The organism is Paenibacillus rhizophilus, assembly GCF_003854965.1.
GTDB lineage: Bacteria > Bacillota > Bacilli > Paenibacillales > Paenibacillaceae > Paenibacillus_AQ > Paenibacillus_AQ rhizophilus.
In genome coordinates this window covers 42,099-66,071 of record NZ_RQPI01000019.1, presented here as the reverse complement: position 1 = coordinate 66,071, position 23,973 = coordinate 42,099, and the positions used below count along the sequence as shown (strand labels likewise).

Annotated in this window: 22 protein-coding genes and 1 tRNA gene; 6 read left to right on the top strand and 17 right to left on the bottom strand. The window is 52.8% G+C overall.

What is annotated here, in order from left to right; all coding sequences use genetic code 11:
- Positions 1 to 146 precede the first annotated feature (146 nt).
- Positions 147 to 428, bottom strand: coding sequence for a hypothetical protein (locus EH198_RS21955; protein ID WP_221621560.1), 282 nt, complete (start codon positions 426 to 428; stop codon positions 147 to 149).
- Between the two features lie 545 nt (positions 429 to 973).
- On the opposite strand from EH198_RS21955, the gene EH198_RS21950 reads away from it, so the two are divergent.
- From EH198_RS21950 to EH198_RS21935, 4 genes are all read left to right on the top strand, one after another.
- Positions 974 to 1,498, top strand: coding sequence for an FMN-binding protein (locus EH198_RS21950; protein WP_124697659.1), 525 nt, complete (start codon positions 974 to 976; stop codon positions 1,496 to 1,498).
- Between the two features lie 47 nt (positions 1,499 to 1,545).
- Positions 1,546 to 3,426 (top strand): FAD-dependent oxidoreductase, encoded by a 1,881-nt coding sequence (locus tag EH198_RS21945; protein ID WP_124697658.1) that lies wholly within the window; start codon positions 1,546 to 1,548, stop codon positions 3,424 to 3,426.
- A gap of 230 nt (positions 3,427 to 3,656) precedes the next feature.
- On the top strand, positions 3,657 to 4,118 hold the full coding sequence (locus EH198_RS21940; RefSeq protein ID WP_124697657.1) for a hypothetical protein: 462 nt from the start codon (positions 3,657 to 3,659) through the stop codon (positions 4,116 to 4,118).
- A gap of 7 nt (positions 4,119 to 4,125) precedes the next feature.
- On the top strand, positions 4,126 to 5,106 hold the full coding sequence (locus EH198_RS21935; protein WP_124697656.1) for a polyprenyl synthetase family protein: 981 nt from the start codon (positions 4,126 to 4,128) through the stop codon (positions 5,104 to 5,106).
- 65 nt (positions 5,107 to 5,171) lie between these two features.
- On the opposite strand, the gene EH198_RS21930 is transcribed toward EH198_RS21935, so the two are convergent.
- From EH198_RS21930 to EH198_RS21870, 13 genes are all read right to left on the bottom strand, one after another.
- Positions 5,172 to 6,056, bottom strand: coding sequence for a UbiA-like polyprenyltransferase (locus EH198_RS21930; protein WP_124697655.1), 885 nt, complete (start codon positions 6,054 to 6,056; stop codon positions 5,172 to 5,174).
- A 44-nt stretch (positions 6,057 to 6,100) separates the two neighbouring features.
- On the bottom strand, positions 6,101 to 7,411 hold the full coding sequence (locus tag EH198_RS21925) for an aspartate aminotransferase family protein (protein WP_124697654.1): 1,311 nt from the start codon (positions 7,409 to 7,411) through the stop codon (positions 6,101 to 6,103).
- Positions 7,412 to 7,472: 61 nt separating this feature from the next.
- Entirely contained in the window at positions 7,473 to 9,404 is a 1,932-nt protein-coding gene (locus EH198_RS21920) for a peptidase U32 family protein (RefSeq protein ID WP_124697653.1), read from the bottom strand.
- A 37-nt stretch (positions 9,405 to 9,441) separates the two neighbouring features.
- Positions 9,442 to 10,233 carry an energy-coupling factor transporter transmembrane component T family protein gene (locus EH198_RS21915; RefSeq protein ID WP_124697652.1) on the bottom strand — a complete coding sequence of 264 codons (792 nt, stop codon included), beginning with the start codon at positions 10,231 to 10,233 and terminating at the stop codon, positions 9,442 to 9,444.
- Entirely contained in the window at positions 10,226 to 11,122 is an 897-nt protein-coding gene (locus tag EH198_RS21910; RefSeq protein WP_124697651.1) for an energy-coupling factor transporter ATPase, read from the bottom strand. Before EH198_RS21910 ends, EH198_RS21915 begins: the two co-directional genes overlap by 8 nt.
- The gene (locus EH198_RS21905; RefSeq protein WP_124697650.1) at positions 11,098 to 11,964 is read right to left on the bottom strand and encodes an ATP-binding cassette domain-containing protein; all 867 of its coding nucleotides are present in this window, start codon (positions 11,962 to 11,964) and stop codon (positions 11,098 to 11,100) included. Before EH198_RS21905 ends, EH198_RS21910 begins: the two co-directional genes overlap by 25 nt.
- A gap of 32 nt (positions 11,965 to 11,996) precedes the next feature.
- On the bottom strand, positions 11,997 to 12,548 hold the full coding sequence (locus tag EH198_RS21900; protein WP_025332917.1) for a Gx transporter family protein: 552 nt from the start codon (positions 12,546 to 12,548) through the stop codon (positions 11,997 to 11,999).
- A complete protein-coding gene (locus tag EH198_RS21895; protein ID WP_124697649.1) occupies positions 12,532 to 12,909 on the bottom strand; it encodes a NusG domain II-containing protein in 378 nt (125 codons plus the stop codon). The genes EH198_RS21900 and EH198_RS21895 overlap by 17 nt, the downstream gene beginning before the upstream one ends.
- A 150-nt stretch (positions 12,910 to 13,059) precedes the next feature.
- Positions 13,060 to 14,583, bottom strand: a complete 1,524-nt coding sequence (locus tag EH198_RS21890; RefSeq protein ID WP_124697648.1) for an HD-GYP domain-containing protein — start codon at positions 14,581 to 14,583, stop codon at positions 13,060 to 13,062.
- Between the two features lie 471 nt (positions 14,584 to 15,054).
- The gene (locus tag EH198_RS21885; RefSeq protein WP_124697647.1) at positions 15,055 to 15,987 is read right to left on the bottom strand and encodes an alpha/beta hydrolase; all 933 of its coding nucleotides are present in this window, start codon (positions 15,985 to 15,987) and stop codon (positions 15,055 to 15,057) included.
- A gap of 672 nt (positions 15,988 to 16,659) precedes the next feature.
- Positions 16,660 to 17,163 (bottom strand): PTS sugar transporter subunit IIA, encoded by a 504-nt coding sequence (locus tag EH198_RS21880; RefSeq protein WP_124697646.1) that lies wholly within the window; start codon positions 17,161 to 17,163, stop codon positions 16,660 to 16,662.
- Between the two features lie 115 nt (positions 17,164 to 17,278).
- Entirely contained in the window at positions 17,279 to 18,271 is a 993-nt protein-coding gene (locus tag EH198_RS21875) for a carbohydrate kinase family protein (RefSeq protein ID WP_124697645.1), read from the bottom strand.
- A 22-nt stretch (positions 18,272 to 18,293) separates the two neighbouring features.
- Entirely contained in the window at positions 18,294 to 19,340 is a 1,047-nt protein-coding gene (locus EH198_RS21870) for a LacI family DNA-binding transcriptional regulator (RefSeq protein WP_124697644.1), read from the bottom strand.
- A 249-nt stretch (positions 19,341 to 19,589) separates the two neighbouring features.
- Here EH198_RS21870 and EH198_RS21865 point away from each other — a divergent pair, with 249 nt between their 5' ends.
- Positions 19,590 to 21,038 carry a glycoside hydrolase family 32 protein gene (locus EH198_RS21865; RefSeq protein WP_124697643.1) on the top strand — a complete coding sequence of 483 codons (1,449 nt, stop codon included), beginning with the start codon at positions 19,590 to 19,592 and terminating at the stop codon, positions 21,036 to 21,038.
- A gap of 192 nt (positions 21,039 to 21,230) precedes the next feature.
- Positions 21,231 to 21,326 carry a YjcZ family sporulation protein gene (locus tag EH198_RS25235; RefSeq protein WP_246014500.1) on the top strand — a complete coding sequence of 32 codons (96 nt, stop codon included), beginning with the start codon at positions 21,231 to 21,233 and terminating at the stop codon, positions 21,324 to 21,326.
- Positions 21,327 to 21,503: 177 nt separating this feature from the next.
- Here the strand turns inward: EH198_RS25235 and EH198_RS21860 are convergent, their stop codons facing one another.
- The 3 genes from EH198_RS21860 to EH198_RS21850 form a co-directional block, all read right to left on the bottom strand.
- Complete coding sequence (locus tag EH198_RS21860; protein WP_124697642.1) at positions 21,504 to 21,860, bottom strand: YmaF family protein; 357 nt, start codon at positions 21,858 to 21,860, stop codon at positions 21,504 to 21,506.
- A gap of 133 nt (positions 21,861 to 21,993) precedes the next feature.
- Positions 21,994 to 23,469 carry a glycosyl hydrolase gene (locus EH198_RS21855; RefSeq protein ID WP_124697641.1) on the bottom strand — a complete coding sequence of 492 codons (1,476 nt, stop codon included), beginning with the start codon at positions 23,467 to 23,469 and terminating at the stop codon, positions 21,994 to 21,996.
- A 200-nt stretch (positions 23,470 to 23,669) separates the two neighbouring features.
- Positions 23,670 to 23,741, bottom strand: a tRNA-Thr gene (locus EH198_RS21850).
- Positions 23,742 to 23,973: the final 232 nt, after the last annotated feature.

The window sequence follows — 23,973 nt, the reverse complement described above, 5'->3', positions numbered from 1 at the left end:
GCTTTTGCCTCCGGCTTCCTTCAGATTCCACCTCACGGTGGACACCCTTGCCCTTGGCTAACGGTAGGCGCTCGCCAGCCCCCGTTCGGGACTTTCACCCTAGAGATGACGCCCATGCTGGGCGTACTAAAACGGAAGAGCGCAAATCAGATTCGATTTGCGCTCTTCTTCATATGGAGAAAGCGGGGTATGGCTATGTTCCAGCGTTTGCCGATTCCCATAAACCGGTGATGCTTGTTAAGGGGCTCCAGCGGCGTATCAGGAAGGTCTTGGGTGTTGCTCAGCGTTTCTGTCCATGCCTCTTCATCCGGCAGCAAATAATACCTGGAGTGGTAGCTGCAAATGACGTCACCCTGCTGGGTAAGCACATGGTCATCGCGGATTTCGAGAATCCTCCCGGCAATCACATGGGATTTATACATAGACATCGCCTTCCTTATCGAAAAATATTGATCGGTTTCATATCACAGACCCGGCATCAATCGCGGAAATAGCACCCCAAGCTATATTCTTTTCGGCAGCTTCCTTGAAATGGCATTATTTCCTTACAGTAAGATTACCCCTTCACTTTTCGGGTGAATCGGCTTGATGAATCGGCTTTCATTTTTAATGATAAAATGAACCGAGTCGAATTTTGTCACATATTCCTCTTCTTAAATTATTAAATTAATCTATCAATTTATTTAAAACTTCGATATAATTGTGCAGTAAGTGAAGCGTTATCTTAGTAAGTGACAAAATTCACATGATGAATTTGAGAGGATATGCTAATATTCCGTCGACGCAATCTTAAAACATTATAAATTTTCTCTATCACTTTCTGATGGTCCTATTCCGATAACAATAAAATAGGCTAAAGTCCCAAACCCAAGTGACATTTATCATTTGCACGGTGATATTTGTCACTTTCAATGATATTTAAATGTTTTACATTTTAATATATATATTTTAAACTATTTTGGAGGTCGTTCACGTGAAAAAAACAACTGTAGTAGTATCCAGCGCCCTGCTTCTCGGCTTGCTTGCCGCAGGCTGTGGCAGCAACAACAGCGCTCCTGCCGCCAGCACAGCTCCGGCTGCCAGCACAGCACCTGCCGCTAGCACGGCTCCTGCCGCATCCGCAGCTGCAGCGCAGTACAAAGACGGCGTATATAAAGCCGAAGGCGAAATGGACGCCAAGAGCGGCTGGAAGTCTACTGCCGAAGTGACGGTTACGAACGGTGTCGTGTCCGCCGTTAAATTCTCCGGTGTCGACAAAGACGGCAATGACAAGCAGCAGTTCTCCAAAGACGGCAAGTACGGCATGAAGGAAAAAAACCCTGCAGCACTGGCCGAGTGGCATGAGGAAATCGCCAAAGCCGAACAATATTACCTGGCCAACCAAGGCGCGGCTCCCGCGTTTAACGCCGAAGGAAAAACCGATGCAATCTCCGGCGTATCCGTCAGCGTAGGCGAATATTGGACCCTGGCAGAAAAAGCACTCGAACAAGCGAAGTAATTCGCGGTTCCTCCTGCAGCTAATCAGACAAACGAGGTGAGTTTCTTTTGAAAAGAATAGTAGTTCTTGGCGGCGGATACGGCGGTGTACTTACTGCCAAAAAGCTCGCAAAGAAATTAAAAAACAACAAAGACATTGAAATCAAGCTGATCGACCGGAACCCTTATCATACTCTCTTGACTGAGCTGCATGAGGTCTCCGCGAACCGCGCTCCAGAGGATTCGATCAAGATTGACCTGAAGAAAATTTTTGCCGGCCTCAAAGTGGACGTTGTCCTTGATGAGATCAGCAATATCGACTTCAAAGGCAAGAAACTTACGTCCGAGAAGGCAGTCTACGAATACGACTACCTCGTAATCGGCACAGGAAGCAAGCCGACCTTCTTCGGAATTCCCGGCGCAGAAGAGAACACCTTCTCTTTCTGGTCCTATGACGACGCCGTTGCACTGAAACGCCAAATCCGTGACATGTTCACGCAGGCGGCCAAAGAAAAGAATCCGGAAGTCCGCCGTTCCATGCTGACCTTCGTTATCGTCGGCGCAGGCTTCACCGGTGTTGAACTCGTAGGCGAAATGGCGGAATACCGCGAAGAGCTGTGCAAAGAGTTCTTTATCGACCCGAAGGATGTGCGGTTGATCGTTGCCGATATGGCTCCGAAAATTTTGCCGATCCTCCCGGATAAACTGATTCGTAAAGCTGAGGCACATTTGCGCAAGCTGAACGTGGAAATCGTTACCGGCGCCAAAATCACCGAAGTGGGCACAGGAAGCGTTTCTCTCGGCGAGAAGAATGTCGTGGCCGCTAACACTATCGTCTGGACGGCAGGCGTCGAAGGCTCCGAGCTTGTGGGCAAACTTGATGTTCAGCAGCAAGGACGCAAGCGTATCGTGACCAACGAGCATCTGGAAAGCGTAGACCACAAGAACGTATATATTGTCGGCGACAACATCTTCTACATAGTCGAAGGTGAAGAGCGTCCCGTTCCGCAAATGGTCGAGAATGCCGAGCTTGCAGCTCCGCTGATTGCCGGCAACATTGTCGCCGACATTAACGGAACAGCGAAAAAGGGATATAAACCGGCCTTCCACGGCACGATGGTATCGATCGGAAGCCGCTACGGCGTAGCCAATGTTGGCCTTCCGAACAAAATGTTCATGCTCACCGGATTCATGGCCATGTTTGCCAAGCATATGATCAATATCTACTATTTGTCCGGCGTCGTCGGCTTTAACAAAGTTTGGACTTACATGATGCACGAGTTCTTCCACGTGGAGAACCGCAGAAGCTTCGTCGGCGGATATTTCTCCAAGCGCTCCCCGAACTTCTGGCTCGTTCCGCTTCGCATGCTGCTTGGCGGCATGTGGTTGTATGAGGGCATCGACAAGTTAAGAAAGATTTGGGTAGACCCGAACAAGATCTTCCTGATTCCGGCAGCGCCATATCTTAAGGACGCAACTTCGGCGGCAAGCGAAGCCGTAGATGCGGTTAAGACTACGGTCGACGCCCAATCGGCGGCATCGGCGGTCGATACGGCCAAAGAAGCGGTTTCCGCTCTTCCGGTTCCGAAGTTCATCTACAACATTTCGAACTGGTTCATGGATCTCATGTTCTATAAACCAGACGGTAACTTCACTTTCCTCGCTAAGTGGTTCCAAATCGGTATGGTTTGTGCCGAAATCGTGCTGGGTATCATGCTGATTGTCGGTCTGTTCACCGCGATCGCTTCAATAGCGACGATAGGCATGGCCGTCATGATCTGGACTACCAAAATGGCAGCTACGGAAATGCTCTGGTATGTAGCGGCGGCAATCGCCTGCATCGGCGGTTCCGGCAGTGTCTTCGGTCTTGATTACTACGTTCTGCCTTGGCTTAAGAAGCAGTGGAAGAAAATTCCGCTTGTAAGGCGATGGTATCTGTACACCGACTGAAGCAGTTGATTTAATCGGTTCCGGCTATCCGGCATATCTATTAGCGATTCCTTACAAATTATTATATAAGCCATTTATGTGTTTTTTATGTAATTATACAAGCTTAATAACAAACTTTATGGAGTAATGTGTCCTTTCGGCACATTACTCTCCTTATTTAAGAGAGGTTTTGTAAGGATGATCCAGGCGTTTGACTGCTTCCGCAAAACCGACAAGAAGGAGAGAATCTTGTGAACAGACAACTCATTGGAGATACTCTTCGGCTGCTCCAGGCTGAATTGTCGCCCATCGCCGGAATTAAGCTTCCTTTCTCTCCGGCGGAAGGCGAAGGTCTGCTCTCGGTAATGGAAGGCTATAACCTGGAATACAGCCGCAAACTGCACTTCATGGGCATTTATATTATTCTTGTGCAGGCCGCCCGCCGGCATATGGAATGCTCCGCGGATCATCCTGATTTGATCCGCAATGTGCTCGACGGAGATTATTTATACAGCTTTTACCTTCAGTTCGCCATAAAGCACCGTGAACTGGATGCCGTGGTCTTTCTGGCTCCTTTTATTAAGCAGCAGCAGATCAGAATAGCTAACGGAGACTATGCCGAACTGGATCTCATTACCCTAATCGGACAATTCCTGAATGCCGAATTTAAAAAAAAGCGTCGTTCGGAAAAAGCGATAGAACAGGTGGGATAGCACCAACATGAAGCTGCACGAAGCCTTGAATATCGACATTTCGACAGTTAACCTTGAAATCGAACGTCTAGTAACGCGCGACAAGGATGTGCCCGGCGGATCGCCGCTGGCGAAAGGCGTGCTGGAGCTTATCGGCTCCGGAGGCAAACGGCTTCGCCCGCTTATGGTGATTGTCGGCAGCCGGTTCGGCCGGAAGGGGCAGGGCCGCCGCACGCTCCAGTTGGCCGCTGCGGCCGAGTTCATCCATGCGGCTTCGCTCGTTCATGACGATATCATTGATGATGCCAAGCTGCGGCGCGGGAGTCCCGCCCTGCATACTCAGACGGGGGTTCTATCAGCCGTCCATATCGGCAACTATATGTCTGCAAGGGTTATCGAGCTGTTAGGCAAGCATGCGGGAGATAAAAACCAATATGTTCATGATCTGTCGGCCATCGCCACCGCCCAGCTGTGCATCGGGGAATACCAGCAGATGGAGCACGCCTATGATTACGATCTGACCTTGGAGCAGTATCTGGAGAAATCGCTCAACAAAACGGCTCTTCTGATGGCGACCTGCCTTCGCGTGGGAGCCCTGTCGGCCGAATGCACGGAGGAAACGGCTGCCGCTTTGTATGCTTTCGGCGAGGCGCTCGGCATCGCCTTTCAGATTCAGGACGATCTGCTGGACTTCACCCAATCGTCAGAGACGCTCGGCAAGCCTGCCGGCAGTGATCTGCGCCACGGCCAGGTCACTCTTCCCGTACTTTACGCGCTGCAGGACCCCGAGCTTGCTGCGCGTATCCGCTGCGTCGGCCCCGAATCTCCGGAAGCCGACATCGAGGACGCTCTGGCGGCCATCTCCGGCAGCGGCGCGCTCGCCCGCACGGAAGAATTGAGCCGCCGTTACCTGGAGCAGGCGGCTGTCATTGCGAAGCAGCTGTCCTCCTATCCGGCGCATGCCGATCTGGAGACGCTGATTGCGTTCTTTGCGGGAAGGGACCGCTGAACCTCCAAGCATTAAATCATACGAAAAGGCGGATACTCCTGCGATGGAGTATCCGCCTTTTTTTCTCAGCTTACATAGAAGTAATCAACCAGCGTACAAGTTAAGATGACCGTGCTGATCACCTGGTTCAGATTGTAGGAGGCTACCTTCATCAGCTGCCGGTTAGACGGCTTGATGATGTTGTGCTCCGTCATCAGAAGCAGGGTGGCGATGCCGATGCCGACAAGATACATCCAGCCGAGACCGCGCCATACATACAGAAAGAGCAGCAGCATAATCATGATGAAATGCAGAGCCTTGGCAATGCGCAGCGCGTTCTCCAGTCCAAAGTAGCTGGGAATGGACCATAGTCCGGCGCGGCGGTCGAATTCGATATCCTGGGTGCCGTATATAATATCGAAGCCGGCAATCCACAGCATGACGACCGTACCGATGACAAAAGGCGTAAAAGCGATTTGCCCGGTTACCGCAAACCACGCGCCGATCGGGGCCGAGGCGATAACAAAGCCCAGATACAGATGGCTGAGGTAGGTGAAGCGCTTCGTATAGGAGTAAGTTGAGATCAATACGATCGCCACGGGCGAAAGGATCAGGCACAGCAGATTCAGCATTCCCGAAGCGGCGATGAAAATCGCATAGTTAACGACAACGAACACAGCAACTTCCTTCTCCGCCAGCAGACGCTGCGGAAGATGCCGATGCGCCGTCCGCGGATTCTCGCCGTCAAAGGTGCGGTCGACCAGACGGTTGAACGCATTGGCTCCGTTGCGGGCGCCGATAAGGGCGATCAGTCCCCACAGCATGATTCGGCCCGAAGGCCAGCCCCCGGACGCCCATACCATGGATATGATGGCAAAAGGCAGCGAGAACAGCGTATGCGAGAACATGACCAGCTCGCCGAACATTTTGAGTTTATGTACCGCAATTTTGCAGGCATTAATAATGACCATAGCATTTCTTCCCCATTCTTTCTCTTGTTGCTTCCGGCCCTGCGCTACATTTCCGGAGAAAGCGCCGTTCCTTCAAGAATATGGGACAGCGTCCCGTCCAGCGCCTTAAGCAAACCGTCGATATCTTCTTCCATAATAACAAGCGGCGGCTGGAAGGCCAATACATTTCGGCCCACTCCGTTCTTCCCGATCAAATATCCCCGGTCTTTCATTTCTTCGAGCACTTCATCCGTAAAGGCCGCGCTTTCCGCCGCTCCGCCGCCGCGCAGCTCGGCACCCAGCATAAGTCCCGCTCCTCTTACCTCGGCGATTTGCTCCGGGTAGCGGCGCCGAAGGTCTTCAAGCCCTTCCTTCAGCTTCGCGCCCAGCCACTCCGCCCGCTCGGGAAGCCGTTCCTTCTGGATGTAATCGAGCACGGCCAGCGCCGTCGCCGCCGACACCGGATTTCCGCCGAAGGTGGAGGCGGACGGCGTATTCAGGGAGCGGGCGATTTCATCGGTGGCAGCAAAGGCGGCCACCGGCACACCGTTGCCGAGCGCCTTGGCCATCGTGATGATATCCGGTACGACGCCGAAATGTTCCATGGCGAACATGGCGCCCGTGCGCCCGAAGCCGGTCTGGATTTCGTCGGCAATCAGCAGAACGCCGTACTGCTCCAGCAGCGTCTTGACTGAGCGGAAGTACGAAAGCTCCGGCATAATCATCCCGCCGTTGCCCTGGATCGGCTCGGCGATCATAGCGGCAATCGTCTCTCCCTTTTCTTCAAGCACCCTTTTCAGATCGTCAAGAGACCGCTCAGCGGCCTGTTCGGGCGTCAGTTCCGGGTCATAGGGACGCCGGATAAAGGTTACATCCTCGTCCAAATATTTATCGGTCCGCCACATGGACAGCCCCGTTACACTCATCGTTAGATTGGTCCGCCCGTGCAGCCCGCTTTCCAGCGCAATAAATCCTTTGCGTCCGGTATGCAGCCTTGCCAGCAGCAGCGCTCCCTCGTTGGCCTCCGAGCCGCTGTTCACGAAGAACGTGCGTCTTAAATCCCCGGGAAGCACTTTCTCCAGCCTCTCTGCCAGATCAACGTTCGGCTGGGTAAGATACACCGTCGTCGTATGCTGCAGCTGCTGCAGCTGGTGAATGGTCCGTGCCGTAATCTCCGGATTGCAGTGGCCGCAGGCAACCACCGACACCCCGGCGAAGAAATCGGTGTATTCTTTGCCATTCTCATCATAGACATGCTGCATCGACCCGCGGACAAGCTGCGGCGAATTCCGGTAAAAATGCTGCGTACAGGGATAAAAAAACTGTTTGCGCTTGGCCGCGACGGCCTCTCTGCCGATCATTTCCTTCTCGTTCATATCCAGTCCCCCTTTTCTGAAAACACCGTCCAATCACTTGCCGCAGAGCGCTCCGCAAACGTTAATTAAATTGCAACGATCCCAGTGTATAGCCCGCATAGAAAGGCTGCAGGCCGTCTGCATCCTTCTCTCCGGAAACGCCGTTTATCGAGTGCCGATAAGCACTCAGTATCGCATGCAGCTGCTCCGGTGAATAGGTCGCTCCCTCGATGCGGAAACAGGAAATGCCCGCCGTATTCAGCTCGTCCAGCATCGGCAAATAGCACAGCTCTTTGGAGAACAGCAGATGGCAGCGGCCATGCTGATCGCGGTACACCGGATTTTCCCCTTTGTCGGTCATCAGAACAAGCACGTCATTGCCCACATAGAGATTGTCTTCCTCGCCGATCGGTTCCATCACTTCGGTATTTTCATATAAATCATGCTCCATGTACATCAGCGCAGGCGTGCCGTGAACCACCATCTCCAGCGGCAGCGCGCAGCGGGGGGCAAAGGCAGCAAAATGCTCCAGCGTCATTTCGGGCGATATGGAAATCCGCTGAAGTCCAAGCCCTGCGTACAGCCCGGCGGCAAGGGTATTGTAAATATTAAGGCTGGAGTCACCGATCAACGGATATCCCGCTCTGTTATAGCGGCGGATTGCGCCAAGATTCGTTGCGAGCAGTCCGTCAATCGGGAGACGTTCTCCATGAATCAGCAACTGGTCGTATTGGTCAAAATGCAGCTCCGTCATCATTCGCGGCAGGCCCAGAACCAGCTTCGTTTCCCCTCTGATCGCGCCCAGTTCCATAATGTCGCGCTTGGTGAACGGACGGTCGGGCTCGTAGACATCGCCGGACAGATACAGATGCTCCACCCCTGCTTCCAGGGCGGCCTTAGCCTGCGCCATGTTGTTGACGCGTACCGCAAGCTCGGGCTTCATCCGCTCACGTTCTCGATTCCCCTCCGCCGCCAGCCGTTCCCGCAGCTGCTCCACACGCTCTTCGGACAGCTCGCGTTCCGCAGTCGGCGTGCTGAACACCTTGCCCGTGCTGTAGAATTTGCCGGTCCCTTCGAACCGCCGGTTAATGTTCCGGAGTCCCGGCTTTCCGAACGCATAAGCGGTGGAGAAATCACGCTTGCGGTTGTTGTACAGCAGCTTCGAATCCACCGTCCGGTCAAAACCGGCAGGATCATCGATATACCGGTCGATCGCCTCGCCGTAGCTGTTGACGAGCATAACCATAAAATCTTTGTCGCGCATGCGGCCTTCGATTTTGAAGGAGGTGATTCCCGATTCGATCAGCTCGGGCAGATTCTCGTACATGAACATATCCTTGACCGCGAGCGGGTATTCCGCAGGGAAGATGTAGCCGTCCTTTTTAATCCGGTAATCCCAGCGGCAGGGCTTCATGCATTTGCCCCGGTTGCTGCTCATCCCGAATACATGGGAACTGTAATAGCAGTTTGCGCCGTGGACGGAGCACATATCGCCGTGGACGAAATACTCCAGCTCCATTCCGCTTGCCGAGCCCAACAGCTTCGCCGTCTGCAGGTCCATCTCCCGCGAGGTGACGACGCGGCTTACGCCAAGGTCGCGCAGCGCGTGGATCATCTCCAAATTATGCACATTCATCATGACCGAAGCATGGATGGGCAGCGTAAGCCCCATCTCCCGGATCAGCTCCGGCACCGCCAGATCCTGCACGATCAGCGCGTCCGGACGGACGCTCTCCAGATAAGTCAGGTATTCGCGGGCTTCTTCGATCTCCTGTTCGCTGAACAGGTTGTTGACGGTGATATACACCTTTTTACCAAGACCATGGGCGATGTCCAGCGCCTCCGCAATCTCCTCCAGAGATAAATTGTAGCCCTTACGCATCATTCTCATATTCAGCACGGGGCCGCCAAGATAGACCGCATCGCAGCGGGATTGCACAACCTCTTTAAAAATCTCAAAAGTGCCGGCCGGGGCCAGCAGTTCAATTTCTCTTCCGTTAAAATAACGCGTCATTCGTGTTCCTCCTTAGACTCTCCTGGTGCTTTCCTATTCACAGGATGGCAGCTGCAATGCCCAGCATAATAAACATAGCGATAAAAAAAGTATCGGCCCAGCCCCACCTCAGTCGATGATACCGCGAACGGGGAGCATCCATCCGGAAGCCCCGGGCTTCCATGGAATAGACCAGGTCCTGCGCGCGCCGGAACGCTCCGGCAATGACGGGAACAAGCAGCGTCACCAGCATCCGGCCTTTCTCCTTAAACGGCAGCTCGCTTAAATCGGCGCCGCGCGAGGCCTGCGCCTTCAGAACAATCTGCACCTCATCCAGAATGGTCGGAATAAACCGCAGGGCGAGGCTGACCATCAGCGTAAAGCGGCCCGGAGAAAACCCAATGAACCGCAGCGGCGACAAAATCCCCTCCAGGCCCTGGTTCAGCCGGGCCGGAGTGGTTGTGAACGTCAGCAGCGCGGTAAAGGCGACCAGCAGGAACGTGCGTATGACAGCGAACGCGCCAAGCCTGAGTCCGGCCTCATGAAGGGAGAAGGAGCCGATGGTCAGCAGCGCCGCCCCTTCCTTGACCGTCAGCAGCTGGACGATAAAAATAAACAGCATTAAATATCGAAGCGGCTTGGCCGCTTTCAAATAATATTGCAGCGGAATCCGGGTGGAAACCGCCACCACCACCGAGAATACGGCAAGCAGCGCCATGGCCGGCCAGGACCGGGACAACAAAATGGCAGCGACGTACAGCAGCATGCCGATAAGTTTCGACCGGGGGTCCAGCTTATGCACCCAGGAGCCGGTCTCAATGCTTCTGCCGAGCAGCAAACGATCATTCATGGCCGGTCCCCTTTTCGCCAACCCGGCCGGAACTACCGCTTTCCCTCGACACAATAAGCTCCGCCAGTCCTTCCGGCGTCAGCCTCGGTTCTTCGTCTTCAAGACCCAGCCGGTCCGCGACCGCCCGCCAGTAGCGCAGAGAGTCCGGCACCGCCAGACCGCAGCGCGTCAGCAAAGACGGGTCCGCCGCCAGTTCCCGGACGCTGCCCTGAAAGACGGACCGGCCCTGGTCAAGAATGACCCAGCGGTCGGCATAGGGCAGAAGCTCGTCCATCCGGTGTGTGACGATAATGACGGTCCGCCCGCGTTCCCGGCACAGACGCGTGAGGAGCCCGATCAGTTCCTTGCGGCTGACCGGGTCCAGCGAGGCCGTCGGCTCGTCCAGCACGACAATCTCGGGATCGGCGGCCAGCACCGAAGCGATGGCCGCCTTTCGCATTTGCCCGCCGCTGAGGCGGAACGGATTGCGTTCCAGCAGCGCAAGGTCCAGCCCCATATCAAGCATCGCCCGGCAGGCGCGTTCCCGCGCCTCATCCGGACTCATGCCGAAGTTGAGCGGGCCGAAGCACAGATCCTTCTCCACCGTCTCCGCGAACATCTGCTGCTCCGGAAATTGGAAGACCAGCCCGACACGCCGCCTTAGCGGCAGCAGCTTGGGCGCCTTCTCCCCAGCCCGGAGTGTAATATCCAGAACCGACACCGTTCCCTGCGTCGGCCTTAAGATCCCGTTGAGCAGCTGAAGCAGCGTCGATTTGCCGGAGCCGGTGGCTCCTGCGATGCCGACCATCGTCCCTTGGGGAAGTTCGAAATCGATTCCATGCAGCGCCGTCTGCCGCCACAGACTCCGCTCCGAATACGTATAGCTTACTTGCTGCAGTTGAATGGCCATAGCGTTTCTACTAACTCCTTTTCACTGGCGGGAACGCCGATCGCAAGGCCCAGGGCCTCAAGCTTGCGGCTCAGCTCCCAGGCGTACGGCGCGTGCAGGCGGCACTCTTCCATCAGCCCGGGGCTGCGGAACAGCTCAGCCGGCGTCATATCCCCCGCCAGACCGCCTCCGCACAGCGCGAGCACGCGCTGCGAGGCCAGGATTTCATCGGCATCATGCGTGATCATGAGAATCGTATACCCTTCGGCATGCATGTCCCTCAAAATGTCCAGCAGCCCGTTCCTGCTCTCTTCATCCAACATGGAAGAGGCCTCGTCAAAGATGACGACGCCCGGCTCCATGGCAAGAATGGAGACAATCGCGACCCGCTGCTTCTGCCCCCCGGACAGCTCCCCGGGGTGCTTTGCCAGCAGACCGGAAATCCCGAGCTTGCCGGCATAGAGCCGCAGACGGCGGTCCATCTCCTCCCGAGACAGACACAACCCTTCCAGACCAAAAAGAATATCCTCCTCCACCGTTTCCCCGACGAACTGGTTATCCGGATTCTGGAATACCATACCGATTGTCCGGCGAATGCTTAAGATGCTTTCTTCGCTCAGCTTCTCGCCGCACACGGTAATTTCCCCGGCGCTTTTGGGAAGCAGCGCGTTCAGCAGTTTCACCAGCGTCGATTTGCCCGAGCCGCTCTCGCCGACCAGGCTGACCCACTGTCCCTGCGGAATGCGCAGCGAGAGGCCGTGCAGGATCGGATTCTCCGGATCATAACCGAATGACACGTCCTTCAGCACGATAGCGTCAGGGCCATGCTCTGCGGAATGCCCCTTCCGGTCCCTTTCATTCATGTTGTTCATCCTCCCAGCGGCTGTGAAGGCGCTTAGCGTAAAAATTCCTCGAACAGCGATATTTTGGACAATGAGGACACCAAATAACGAACCGCATAGCCGACCGCGATGCCGGTGACAATCCCGGTCACCAGCAGGATCGGCAAATAATACAGAATGCTTGAGGTGCCCATCACGATGGACGCCGCAGCCAGCTGCCCGATATTATGGGCGATGCTGCCCGCGATGCTGACCCCGATCAGACTCAGCCGATTGCGCCCTCCCTTCATCAGAAGGAACATGACCGCAAAGCTGAGCAACGAGCCGAACAAGCTGAACAGCAGACTGGAGAAGGTGCCCAGGATAAAAGCGGTAAGAAGCGTTTTCAGTATAACGAGCATAAAAGCGTCGCGTCCGCGCAAAAAATAAATGCAGGTCAAAATCATAATGTTGGCAAAGCCCAGCTTCGCCCCCGGCATCAGTCCCATCGCGGATAAAGGAATTTGGGCTTCCACGATGCCCAGCACGACGGCAACCGCGGAAAAGATCGCGATAATGACCGTCTTCTTCAGCGCCTGGGTCGATTCGCTACCTGACAATCCCATCTATTTCGTCCTCCCCCGTCTGACTTGCGATTTCCACCAGAACCCGATGCGGCAGACAAACAATCGTCTGCTTGGGCAGGGAAATAAATCCGAACCCCAGACATACCTTGTCGGGGCAGTCCGCATCATACATCTCTATGCCATAGTCATGCACTTTAAGGATGTTATAGCCGCGTTCCGTCCGGATATCAATGGTCTGTTCTTCTTTGGTCAGCTTTACGGTACGGTAATGCTTGCCGTCCACCGTAATATTGGCTACCAGCTCTTTCCCCTTGGCATCTGTGCCGATATAACGGGGGACAAGAAAAGCGAGCGCAGCAATCAATACGACGGCAACCAGCAGCATATCTGCGCGTTTCATAAAATTCTCCCTTATTTTTTAATTAAATAATAACCAGACTTATTAATTATAACGGTCTGCTCTAAATCCTTCAATGAAAGCGAAAGTTTGATTGCCCAATTTCCGGCGGACTTCACAAAAATGTATATTTATCATTGTAGAAAAAAAGGATTATCCGGTTTTTTCAGGATAACCCTCGCCTCTGGTGCCGCATATTTTACCGAAATAGGACAGGAACAGCGCCGCAAATTCCGGGTCCCACTGGGTCCCTCTTCCTTTCTCCAATATGGCAAGCGCCTGCTCATGGGCTATGCCTTTACGGTAAGGACGATCCGAGGTCATCGCGTCATAAGCGTCGGCAACCGCGATAATCCGGCCAAACAGCGGGATGCCGTCTCCGCTCAGCCCGTCGGGATATCCTTTTCCGTCATAACGTTCATGATGCGAACGCACACCGCCGAGGTAGGGCGCTATTTTCTCCTGAGGCTCAATCTGGCCGAGAATATTTACACCAAGCACGGGATGGCTCTTAATCTGGCCGAACTCCTCGTCCGTAAGCTTCCCTTCCTTGAACAGCACGCTGTCCCGTACTCCAATCTTTCCGATGTCATGCAGAAGAGCGCTTTTGTGAAGGTTGTCGAGCTCCTGGCCGCGCATCCCTGAGAGTTGTCCGATAATGACGGAATATTCCGCCACGCGGACCGAATGGCCGGCCGTATACGAGTCCCTGGCGTCAAGCGCCACCGCGAGCGTTGTGAACAGGCTGTCCAGCATCTGCCGGTTCTGGCGCTCGCGGACCTGAAGGCCCTTGGTCATCATGTTGAATCCCGCCACCAGCCGGGAGAACTCATCCGAGTAGTGATTCTGCAGCTGCAGCAGACGGCCGTCTTTGACTTCATTCATCGCCGCGTACAACTGCTGGATGGGCCGCTGCACGCTGCGCGTCAGGAGAAGGGCGGCGATCATGGAGAAAAGAATGCCCAGCATAACCACAAGGCCCGCCCACGCCCAATAGGTGCGCATCGACGCTCCGCTGAGACTGCCCAGCCGCACCTGGGTCATCACGCTGAATAAAAAAAGCGGAAAGGTTCCAATCAGCGTACAGCTGATCAGAAACTTGGGGCCGATGGACACATAACTGTGCTCCTCCAGCGAGAAGTCGACCTTATGCCTTGTCAGCGCCTCCTCCCGGAAGTGCCGCACCAGGACGGGAATGGCCGCTTCGGTCAGATAAAATTCGATCAGCGCATGCATGCTCGCAATCAATACCGCTCCGATCAACCCAAGGCCGATATACGAATAGGGAAGATGGAGCAGTCCCGAATGAATCATCCAGACCGCAGCAAGGCTCGACGGCACCGACAGACCGAGCAGATGAGGACCGAAAATACGCTTGACCGCCAGCATCGGCAGCCGGTGTGTCCGCAAATAGGCGCTCCTCAGCATCTCAAGCGAAGGCTCCGCTTCAATGAAAGCAAGGCGGATGGGCTCAATATGCTTTTTGAACTGCCGTAACTCGGCAAACACCATAATGACAAACGAAAAGCATAAATTAAGGATCAGCCGTCCATACTCGGCCTCGCTTATCTCAAGCGTGGCGCCCATCAGCAGGCCGCCCCCCGCAATGACGGCTACCCCGGAACCGCATAAATAATGGAGGATCTGCTTTTTTAAAAAGGATTTATAAATATTCATGTCTCCTCCATTTTCCTTTTTCTTCAATATTTAGTTTGTGTTTTATCTTGTTATACGCTATACTAAAGTAATATTTGATTTTCCCAACATTAATAATTCGCTAATAAAGGATCGCACAGAAGCAACTTACTGTGTTTATCGGTATCTTTTATTGAAAATTTTACATTTTCTTATGCGACTCTTCCTTATTTATGAGATGATATTCAACCTGTGATTTTCCGACTCGCACTGGCGCGGTCATTGGAGCCGCAAGGGCAAAAGAGAGGTAGGGCTTTTGTCGTTTTGGATGCAGAATCTATTATCGCCATACGGCTGCTGGAAATATATGAGGAGTAAGAAGCCCGTTGCTCACGAACGGCGGGAGGATTAAATATACTGAACGGAAGCCCGTTGTCTTACGGACATCGCCGTTTCCGTCAACATACTAAGCGCCCGGTAACCGCTGCTTGCGGATACCGGGCGCTGTCCATTTTACGGGGATGCCTTTGTATGCTTGCCGATAAAATCGGCCACCTTGCGGATATACGTCCCCTTATCTGTGTCGTAGGCCGTTCCATGCCCGGCGCCGTGCACCGCCAGCCGTTCCTTGGGACTGCCGCAGGCGTCATACAGCTCGTCCAGCATGAAATAGGGAACGAAGGTATCGGCGTCTCCGTGGATAAATAAAATCGGCACCGTCGCCCTGCGCACCTGTCTCAGCGCAGAGGCTTCGCGGAAGGAATAACCGGCCTTGATGCGCGACACCAGGCTTGCGCTCTGCAGAAAAGGAAAGCTCGGCAGCCGGTACATTCTCCGGAGCTGGTAAGACAGCTCGGCGGCGACCGAGGTGTAGGCGCAGTCGGCGACAACCGCCTTGACCTGCGGCGGCAGCTCTTCTCCCGAGGTCATCAGCACCGTCGCCCCGCCCATCGATACGCCGTGCAGCACGATCTGCGCCTCCGTCCCCGTCTCCTCGATTACGCGCTGAATCCAGCGCACATAATCGCGCCGCTCGTGCCAGCCAAAGCCGATATAACCGCCTTCGCTTTCCCCATGCCCTCTGGCGTCGGGAATCAGAACATTGAACCCGAGCACGTCGCGGTAGATTTTGGCGTACGCCCCCATGTCCTTGCCCTTGCCCGAATAGCCGTGGGCCACAATCGCGGTCCGCCCTTCGGCCCGGTCCGAAGCAATCCAGTATCCGCGCAGCTTCAAGCCGTCGTCCGACACCAGCTCCAAATTCCGGATTTGTTGGTTTGCAATCCACTGCTGCCCTTCTCCCCAGGAAGCTCCCGCGACGGGCGGATTGCTCTTTAGGTCGGGATTATTGCTCATGAATACTTTAGGGGCCCGCATAACAGCCACCTTGTAAAAATAAAGCCCGGCATAGGTTACGCCGCCGGCGCAAATGAGAATTGCCGCCATCGCAATCAGACTCCACAACACTTTGGTTCACCCGGCCTTCTCCAAGAAATTCATAGTTTTTGCCGCTTTTCAGAAGCTACGCAACAGTATAGCATGATCCGGGTGCCTTGCATAAAATTGAGCGAAGATCGCAGATTCAGCCGGGGCATGGCTGGTGCTTTCGGCCGGACTTTTTTTCCACGCAAAAAGAGCCGCCGTCAATCCCCAGGCAGCCCTTCGCTAATCATCTCTATTATTAATTTTCGCCATTTCGAAAACAGTTAGGTTACAGAACATGCAGCCAGCCGATCAGGGACATCCACAAAGGAACACTGAACATTACGCCAAAAGCCAATCCGCGACGGAAGTTTCCTTCTACTTTCATCATTCATTCCTCTTTCCAGAACCAATATTTTTAATTTTAATTACCTGAATTTAATATAGATCAATTTGGCGCATAACGTTGTGAATTTTATCACAATATCTCTTCCTGTTCAGAAATTCCATTGATTTTTTTTAAAAAAAGGTCCTCCTTTAAAAAAAACCGGCCCTGCCGTGGGAGTCGACAGGACCGTATAAGTTTATATACAAAACACTGGGGGGTGTTTGGTAATTTCAATATACACCCCGAACCTGAAAATAACCTGACTAAAAGCTGAAAAATACCTTAAATTTCGCCGGACCCCTATATTTTTACCAGTTCTTCAGCAAAACACGGATAAAAGGCTCATTCTCCCTGAAGGCTGAATCCTCTGTAAACTCTACGCTTTCGATCATTTCCTGGCCGTTAGGTATAATAATCGGAGTAATCGCCGACAGCCCCGCCTTTTCAATGATCTCTATATCGAACTCAAGCAGCGTCTGGCCGGTCGTCACTTTATCGCCTACATTGACGCGGGGGAAGAAGCCTTCCCCCTTTAACGATACCGTTTCAATGCCGACATGAATCAACATCTGAAATCCGGTTTCATGCTCCAGCAGCAGGGCGTGCTTGCTTTTCTCCATAATATGAACGACCGTACCCGGACAAGGCGCCGTTACTTTTCCTTCCGATGGCAGAATCGCTCGCCCTCGCCCCATAGTACCGCTTGAAAATGCCCGGTCCGGCACATCTTTCAGCGGCAGAAGTTTTCCTTTTAACGGAGCCGCAAGTCCGATGAACTCAGCGGCTTTTTTCTTTTTATTGAATCCAAACATGGGCATCCTCCCGCGTTCTGTCTTAAGAAGAGTTTACCCGGCCAAATAGCTTCTGTTCAACCGCATTAAAAAAAGCGGCCCCCCGAATCACCGGAGAACCGCGTTTAAACCAAGCTTAAACTTCAATTGTCGAATCGGCCTGTGAAGCAAAACGGTTAACCTCTTCCAATGTAGGCAGCGCCGCGATCGCTCCGACTTTGGTGCATACGATAGCTCCGACACGGTTGGCAAGCGTTACAAATTTCTGAAGCTGCTCAAAATCTTGAGCGAATTCCTTCGGCTGCTCCAGCCCGCTGATCTGGTACAGCACCGCTCCGATAAAAGCATCCCCCGCCCCGGTAGAATCGATGGATTTTACCGAAATGCTGTCGATCAGGGTTCTGGTGGCGCCGGTCGAAATCAGTGTGCCCTCTTTTCCAAGGGTAACGGCTACCGTCTTGGCTCCCCAGCCATGCAAAATGTCCAGCGCAGACTTACGGTCTGACTCGCCGCTGACGATTTTCAATTCATCCTCGCTCAGTTTTACGAAATCAGCTTTCTCGATTCCTTGCTTGGAAAGGCTGATAAACTCCTCTTCTCTGCCTTTCCATAGGTCGCCCCGGTAGTTCGGATCAAAGGAGATAAATTGCCCGTTGTCCTTCGCTTCGTCCATCAACTCCAGATAAGTCTGTCTGAAAGGATCATTTAATAATGCCGTTGCGGAGCCAAAATGAACGATTGCCGCCTGTTTGATCTGCTCTTTGTCCAAATCCTCCGGACGCACCAGTCTGTCCGCGCCGCGGTTGAACACAAAGTCGCGCTCCCCGTTGCCTTGCAGCGAAACAAAGGCCAGTGTTGTCGGCGTTCCCTGTTCGAACAACAACATGGAAGTGTCGACACGTTCCTGATCCAGCGTCTGCTTCAAAAACTTGCCGAAGGGATCGTCTCCGACTTTGCCCAGGAAGGACGCGTTCCCCCCAAGCTTGGCGATCGCCGCGCTGACATTGGCCGGAGCCCCGCCCGCTTGCTTCGAGAAATGCTGTCCGTCAACAAGATTGACATCCACATCCGTGCAGAAAAAATCGATTAACAACTCACCAACGCAAAGTACCGTTCCATAATTTTTCATTTTATCACCTCATATGTAGGATTTAGTTCAGTGCGGGCGTGGAGCCTCTGAATACCAGGTCCGTGCCCACATGAGTGACTTGGAAGGGCCTTGATGGATCTTTCATTCTTGATAATAACATCTCGGCCGAAATAATGCCCATATGATTGCTGTAAATATGCACCGTCGTAAGGGGCGGCTCGACGACACGCGACTCCGAAGAATCGTCAAAACCGCATACCGCAACCTCTTCCGGCACCTTGATCCCTTTGTTTTTCAGGGACTTCATGACGCTTATCGCAATGAAATCATTGGCGCAAATAAAGACGGAGGGCCATTCTTTCATCGCGTCCAGCTTCCGTTTCATCCAATCGCCTTCCAGAAAAAAGTTCCGGTCCGGTTCCACGATGCAGTAAGAAGGGTCCGGCTTGATTCTGGATTCGTTCAAAGCCTTATTGAATCCAGCCCATCGCTCATTGAAGCTTTTGCAGTGATTGTAATCGCCTACAAATCCGAAGCTCAGGTATCCGTGACCGATCAATTTCCGGGTCAGGGAATACACGCTATGCTCATTTTCCATCAGTACCAGATCCGCTTTCAGTTCCGGGTGGAAAATATCAGATGCGCAATCCACAAAGATGGCCGGAATGCCGAGGCTGGTGATCAGCTCGCTGTATTCCTTGTTGAACATCTCAATACAGATGACGCCGTCCACATTCGAAGCTTCAAAGTTGCCGGGCAGAGCCAAACCGCCCTTTTCGTTCTCGCGGATAAAATAAATCGACAAGGTGTAGCCCTCGGCGCTGATCCTTTTCTCCAGCCCGCTGATCAGTTGGGAACCAAAATGAGAGCTGTTCGGAAGATTGGAGGTCAGAAGAGCGATATTGCCCTGGCTTTCGGGAACGTGGCCCGCCGTGTCTATATCCATATAAGCGAATTGTTTATACTTAAGCTCGGCCGCCTTCCTGAGCACCTTGTTCCTGGTTTCTGCCGGTATGCTTATAACACCGTTAAGCGCCTTGGATGCCGTGTTTCTGGATATTCCCAAAGAATCGGCGATGTGTTGAATGGTAACTTTCGGTTTCCTCATGAATGTTGTTCCACCTTTGTTTATAGCACCCTTCTTAATTATTTAATATATAGCATTCCAGCGCTATTCACAACGGATATTTTACAAATGAACAATTATATCTTTACATTTTTGTTGACATTTCCAAAGAAAGTTTGCTAAATTGTAAATTAATCATATTGTCAAATGTAAAAATCCGATCCTGTCCAAACTTACAAATTGCAAACGAATTTTAGAGTATGAACAATAAAATTGAAGGCGGTAGATGAAGTGGGAATTTTAAAAATAGCCAATCAAAGGCCCGTATTGCATTTTTCTCCCAAGCAAAACTGGATTAATGATCCGAACGGACTCGTCTATTGGGGCGGAGAGTACCATCTGTTCTATCAGTATCATCCCTACTCTTCAGTTTGGGGACCGATGCACTGGGGGCATGCCGTCAGCAAGGATTTGACCACCTGGGAAGAACTCGATATCGCCTTGTACCCGGATGATAACGGAACGATCTTTTCCGGCAGCGCCGTTGTCGATTGGAACAATACTTCCGGTTTTTTCCCGGAGGAGCCGGGAATCGTGGCCATTTACACCAGCCATTTGGGCGGCAGCGAAACGTCTCCCACCGTACAAAGCCAAAGCCTGGCATACAGCCATGACAACGGAAGAACCTGGATCAAATACGAAGGGAATCCCGTGCTGAAGCATCCGGATAATCCGGATTTCCGCGACCCGAAAGTTTTTTGGTCCGAGCAATACGCAAAATGGATTATGGCTCTGGCTACAGGCCAGACCATTACCCTGTACTCCTCTCCCAACCTGATCGAATGGACGTTCGAAAGCGAGTTTGGCGACGGGGTGGGTTCACATGAAGCCGTATGGGAATGCCCGGATTTGTTTGAGCTAGCGGTTGAGGGGACTGAAGAGCGCAAGTGGGTGCTGCTCGTCAGCGTAGGCGACAACGCCGAGCTTGAGCACGGCTCCCGCACGCAGTATTTCGTCGGCTCCTTTGACGGAACCGCCTTTACGCCGGAGCACAGCGACATCCGGTGGCTGGACTACGGCAAAGACAACTATGCGGGCGTCAGCTTCTCGGATATTCCGAAGGAAGATGGAAGAAGAATCTATGTCGCCTGGATGAACAACTGGCGGTACGCAAATCAGATTCCGAGTTCGGGCTGGCGGGGCTCTATGACTATTCCCCGCACCTTGTCGCTCCGGACGTCAGAAGGCCAAGCGCTGCTGCACCAGCACCCGGTTCAAGAGCTGGACCTCCAGTTTAAAGAAACGATTGCTCTCCCCAACGTCCTCTTAAGCCCAGGCAACGTCTTTGAGCTTAAAGCCGAAGCGGACTGCGCCGACTTAAGCATTCATCTGGAGCGGTTCGAAGCCACGGAGTTCGGCATCATTATTCATCATACCGGCACCGACCGGACCGTGATCTCTTACTCTGCCGACGAGCGGACCCTCGCTCTGCGGAGAGAGCAATCCGGGGACACCGGCTTCTCGACAATGTTCCCGCTGCCGCAGACGACAGAGGAACTGGGCCAGCTCAAGGATATCCGCGTGCTCATCGACGCTTCCTCGGTCGAGATTTTTGCCAATGATGGCCTGGCCTCCATCACCAGCCTGATCTTTCCGGAGAAACCTCTCGAACGCCTGTCGTTCTATTCGGTTGGCGGCAAAGTTCAGATGCGGGGCGGCTCGGTCAAGCTAATTCAATAGCCGTATACTTATTTCTTACGGCATCGCCCTAAACGGCCCGGACTCCCGCTAAAGCGGAGAGCCGGGCTGTTTGTCTAAAATGCCCGGATGGAAAACCGTGAAAGTTAGAAAAACCGGAAGTTAGGCGATAACACTACCACAAATCAAAAAGATGCATACACTAGTCTAAGAAAACCAAAGGAGGTTAAAGTAATGAGCGAGTGCGCAGGCTATGGAAAAATGTTTACTTCTACAACCGTAATTTTGGTGCTCTATATCCTCTTGGTCATTGTCCTTAAAACTTTCTAGTCAAATCGTTCAAAATAAGAGCCTACTTCAAAAGTAGGCTCTTATTTTGCCAGGTGTACAATTGATGTAATAACAAGAAGTTCGTAAAGGACAAGCGATAAATAAGTATGGAAAAAGCGGCGGCGATGTCATTCAGCCTCATCTCGCCGCCGCGCTTTTATTACATAGACAGGTTCATTAAATAAGCGGCGATTCAATCAGGGTAGCGAAATGGAACCGGTGGGTATGACCGTCGTTTAATGTCGTCCGGCCGGATACAAAGTGTACGTGCTTGCCGTTTCCGACCGGAATAGCCGGTCCCGTTCTGATCTTTTTCAGATTGTGAAAATGGTTCAGAAAATCCGTTTTTTCCAGATCAATTTCATGGACATGACTGTTTCCCGACCGGATCGCTTGTCCTGTAACGCCGGCAAACCGGTGATTGTGCCGGTCTGCGCCTTCTTCCGCCAGCTTGGTGCTGCCTTCAAATTCATGCACATGTCTCTGTTTAGCCGTTGTTGTCTTCTTCTTTACAGCAGGCCGTTTCTTCCGCATTCGTAACATCCTCCTTATGATCATGCGACATCACATCATCGTATTAAGGCGGTTTAAGATAAGTGCTGGGCAGCTATCAGCGGTATGTGGATTTTCTATACAAATTAAAAAACCGCCTTTGGCGGCTTGAAGACTACCCTGTATATAGTTGCGACTGCGGAATCACTTCCTTCGGCTGGCTGGAGCTGGACCACGAGAGGCTTACGGCAGCCTCGGGATCGCCTCCGTTGAAATAATGCAGCTCAATAAAATAATATTTTCCGGCTTCCAGACGCATGGTCACGGAATGCTCCTGCGTGCCGTGCACCGTCCAGTCATCCAGAAGAAGTCTGTTATCCAGATACAGCCTTATGCCGTCTGAGGCCTTCGTATACAGTGTATAATCTTCGGTATATCTGGCGCGGAGGTACCCTGCCCACTTGATGGACATGCTGTAATTGCCCACCGGCGTTCCCTTCATCCAGTTATAATCGATTTTGGGAACCGTTTTGCCCAGGCTGTACTTTTCGAAGTTTGGCCCAACGTAATAATCCCCCCATAAACCGTTTCCAATGGATGTATCGGGCGGGTACACGGGATTCTCCGGCGGATCTTGTTCATCCAGGGTCAGCACGAAAGGGTCGTTATAGAGGGCCCACATCTTATCCGCCGGGTTACGGCTGCCGTCTCTTGCATAGCTCCCCCAAGTCATGAACCACGAATACATATATTGCTTCTGACGAAGTGTGGCCTGGTCCGGATTTTGGCCGTTCTCGGTAATCGCTATGATCTTGCCTTCACCGATCCGCAGCAATTCCTGGTGATGCCAAGCCTTGAAGTCGTTGTTGTAAATGTCCATGCCGAGCGCGTCCGCGCGGTTGTGGCCAACGTAGAAATCGGCGGCGTTTTGGCACCACTGGTTGTTCGCGTTCGGGCTCCAGACCCACAGCAAGTTATTCAGGCCATGAACATTCACGTACCGGTCATACATGATCTCCCACAGATTTTTAAACTTCGGCTGGCCGCCCCACCAAAACCACGTTCCGTTCATTTCATGATACGGACGCCAGAGAACCGGGACATTCGCGTCGCGAAGCGCCTTCAAATGTTCTGCGACTTGATCGATATCCTCAATCAGCGCGTTGTACAGATCCGTACCGGGTGTGATGATGGGCTCAAACTGTTCAGGCGTACAGTCGGCTTGTACATTGGCCCAGGTGTTGGCGGTTCCGGGGAATGTCGCATGGTAGGTAGCCGTGATGATGCCGCCTTTATTCAGCACCCATTCCTTGCAGGCATTGACCACATTGGCCCGCTGGTTATAGGTGGTCTGGTCGCTTTGGCCGTTGATCGCGCCGAATTCCACGCCTTTGAGCTTCGGGTATTTGCCTGTCTTACTGAAAATGTACGGACTGAACTGGTTCGGTGACTCCAGATATTCATGCTGCCCGGAGATAATCGCCTTGCCCTGCAATTGGTACAAATACGACAACAATGCTCTGGCTGACGGGGATATATTCGGATTTACCGGTTCTTTCAACAAAAGATTACTGTATTCGCGCTGCCAGACACCATCTGAAATTAGACGCGATGCAGAATCCAACAGGCTTCGAATCTTTCTGTCATCCATCGCTTATCACCTCCTTTATTGGTAGAGTATGATTGACGGATGCTTAGTGGAACGGCGGGATGAGGGGCCCAAATGAATAATAATGGGACTCTTCCTCCCAGAAAATGCGATACTCGAATAAGGTGGAAAAATGGCAGAAGCAACAAAAAAGCGCGGCTCCGATTAATTCGGAATTCCGCGCTACATAAGGACTGTCAGGATGCTGGTGAAGGGAATTGAACCCCCGGCCTACGCATTACGAGTGCGTTGCTCTACCCCTGAGCTACACCAGCATATTGTTAATTTTCCGTCACAACAGAAACTATTATACCCCGTTTAGCGAAAAAAGCAACTCTTTTTTAGACCGGTTTGTTGCAAGAAATTGGCGCCATTGCTTTGGGAGGATGCCCCTAACAAACCGGGCGGGAAAGCGGTTCGCTGCTGCACACTCCGTTCGGCTCAAACCGTATCCGCTGTCCCTGCCGCCCAATGGGCCTCTGCCCAGAGCGGCAATCATGCCGCCCC

Bases quoted from the DNA above. Each gene is read 5' to 3' on its own strand.
- EH198_RS21925 (WP_124697654.1), bottom strand. From the start codon at position 7,411: ATGAACGAGAAGGAAATGATCGGCAGAGAGGCCGTCGCGGCCAAGCGC.
- EH198_RS21880 (WP_124697646.1), bottom strand. From the start codon at position 17,163: ATGTTTGGATTCAATAAAAAGAAAAAAGCCGCTGAGTTCATCGGACTT.
- EH198_RS21930 (WP_124697655.1), bottom strand. From the start codon at position 6,056: ATGGTCATTATTAATGCCTGCAAAATTGCGGTACATAAACTCAAAATG.
- EH198_RS21905 (WP_124697650.1), bottom strand. From the start codon at position 11,964: ATGAATGAAAGGGACCGGAAGGGGCATTCCGCAGAGCATGGCCCTGAC.
- EH198_RS21955 (WP_221621560.1), bottom strand. From the start codon at position 428: ATGTCTATGTATAAATCCCATGTGATTGCCGGGAGGATTCTCGAAATC.
- EH198_RS21935 (WP_124697656.1), top strand. From the start codon at position 4,126: ATGAAGCTGCACGAAGCCTTGAATATCGACATTTCGACAGTTAACCTT.
- EH198_RS21920 (WP_124697653.1), bottom strand. From the start codon at position 9,404: ATGACGCGTTATTTTAACGGAAGAGAAATTGAACTGCTGGCCCCGGCC.
- EH198_RS21875 (WP_124697645.1), bottom strand. From the start codon at position 18,271: ATGAAAAATTATGGAACGGTACTTTGCGTTGGTGAGTTGTTAATCGAT.
- EH198_RS21870 (WP_124697644.1), bottom strand. From the start codon at position 19,340: ATGAGGAAACCGAAAGTTACCATTCAACACATCGCCGATTCTTTGGGA.
- EH198_RS21860 (WP_124697642.1), bottom strand. From the start codon at position 21,860: ATGCGGAAGAAACGGCCTGCTGTAAAGAAGAAGACAACAACGGCTAAA.
- EH198_RS21885 (WP_124697647.1), bottom strand. From the start codon at position 15,987: ATGGCGGCAATTCTCATTTGCGCCGGCGGCGTAACCTATGCCGGGCTT.
- EH198_RS21915 (WP_124697652.1), bottom strand. From the start codon at position 10,233: ATGAATGATCGTTTGCTGCTCGGCAGAAGCATTGAGACCGGCTCCTGG.
- EH198_RS25235 (WP_246014500.1), top strand. From the start codon at position 21,231: ATGAGCGAGTGCGCAGGCTATGGAAAAATGTTTACTTCTACAACCGTA.
- EH198_RS21890 (WP_124697648.1), bottom strand. From the start codon at position 14,583: ATGAATATTTATAAATCCTTTTTAAAAAAGCAGATCCTCCATTATTTA.
- EH198_RS21895 (WP_124697649.1), bottom strand. From the start codon at position 12,909: ATGAAACGCGCAGATATGCTGCTGGTTGCCGTCGTATTGATTGCTGCG.
- EH198_RS21855 (WP_124697641.1), bottom strand. From the start codon at position 23,469: ATGGATGACAGAAAGATTCGAAGCCTGTTGGATTCTGCATCGCGTCTA.
- EH198_RS21900 (WP_025332917.1), bottom strand. From the start codon at position 12,548: ATGGGATTGTCAGGTAGCGAATCGACCCAGGCGCTGAAGAAGACGGTC.
- EH198_RS21910 (WP_124697651.1), bottom strand. From the start codon at position 11,122: ATGGCCATTCAACTGCAGCAAGTAAGCTATACGTATTCGGAGCGGAGT.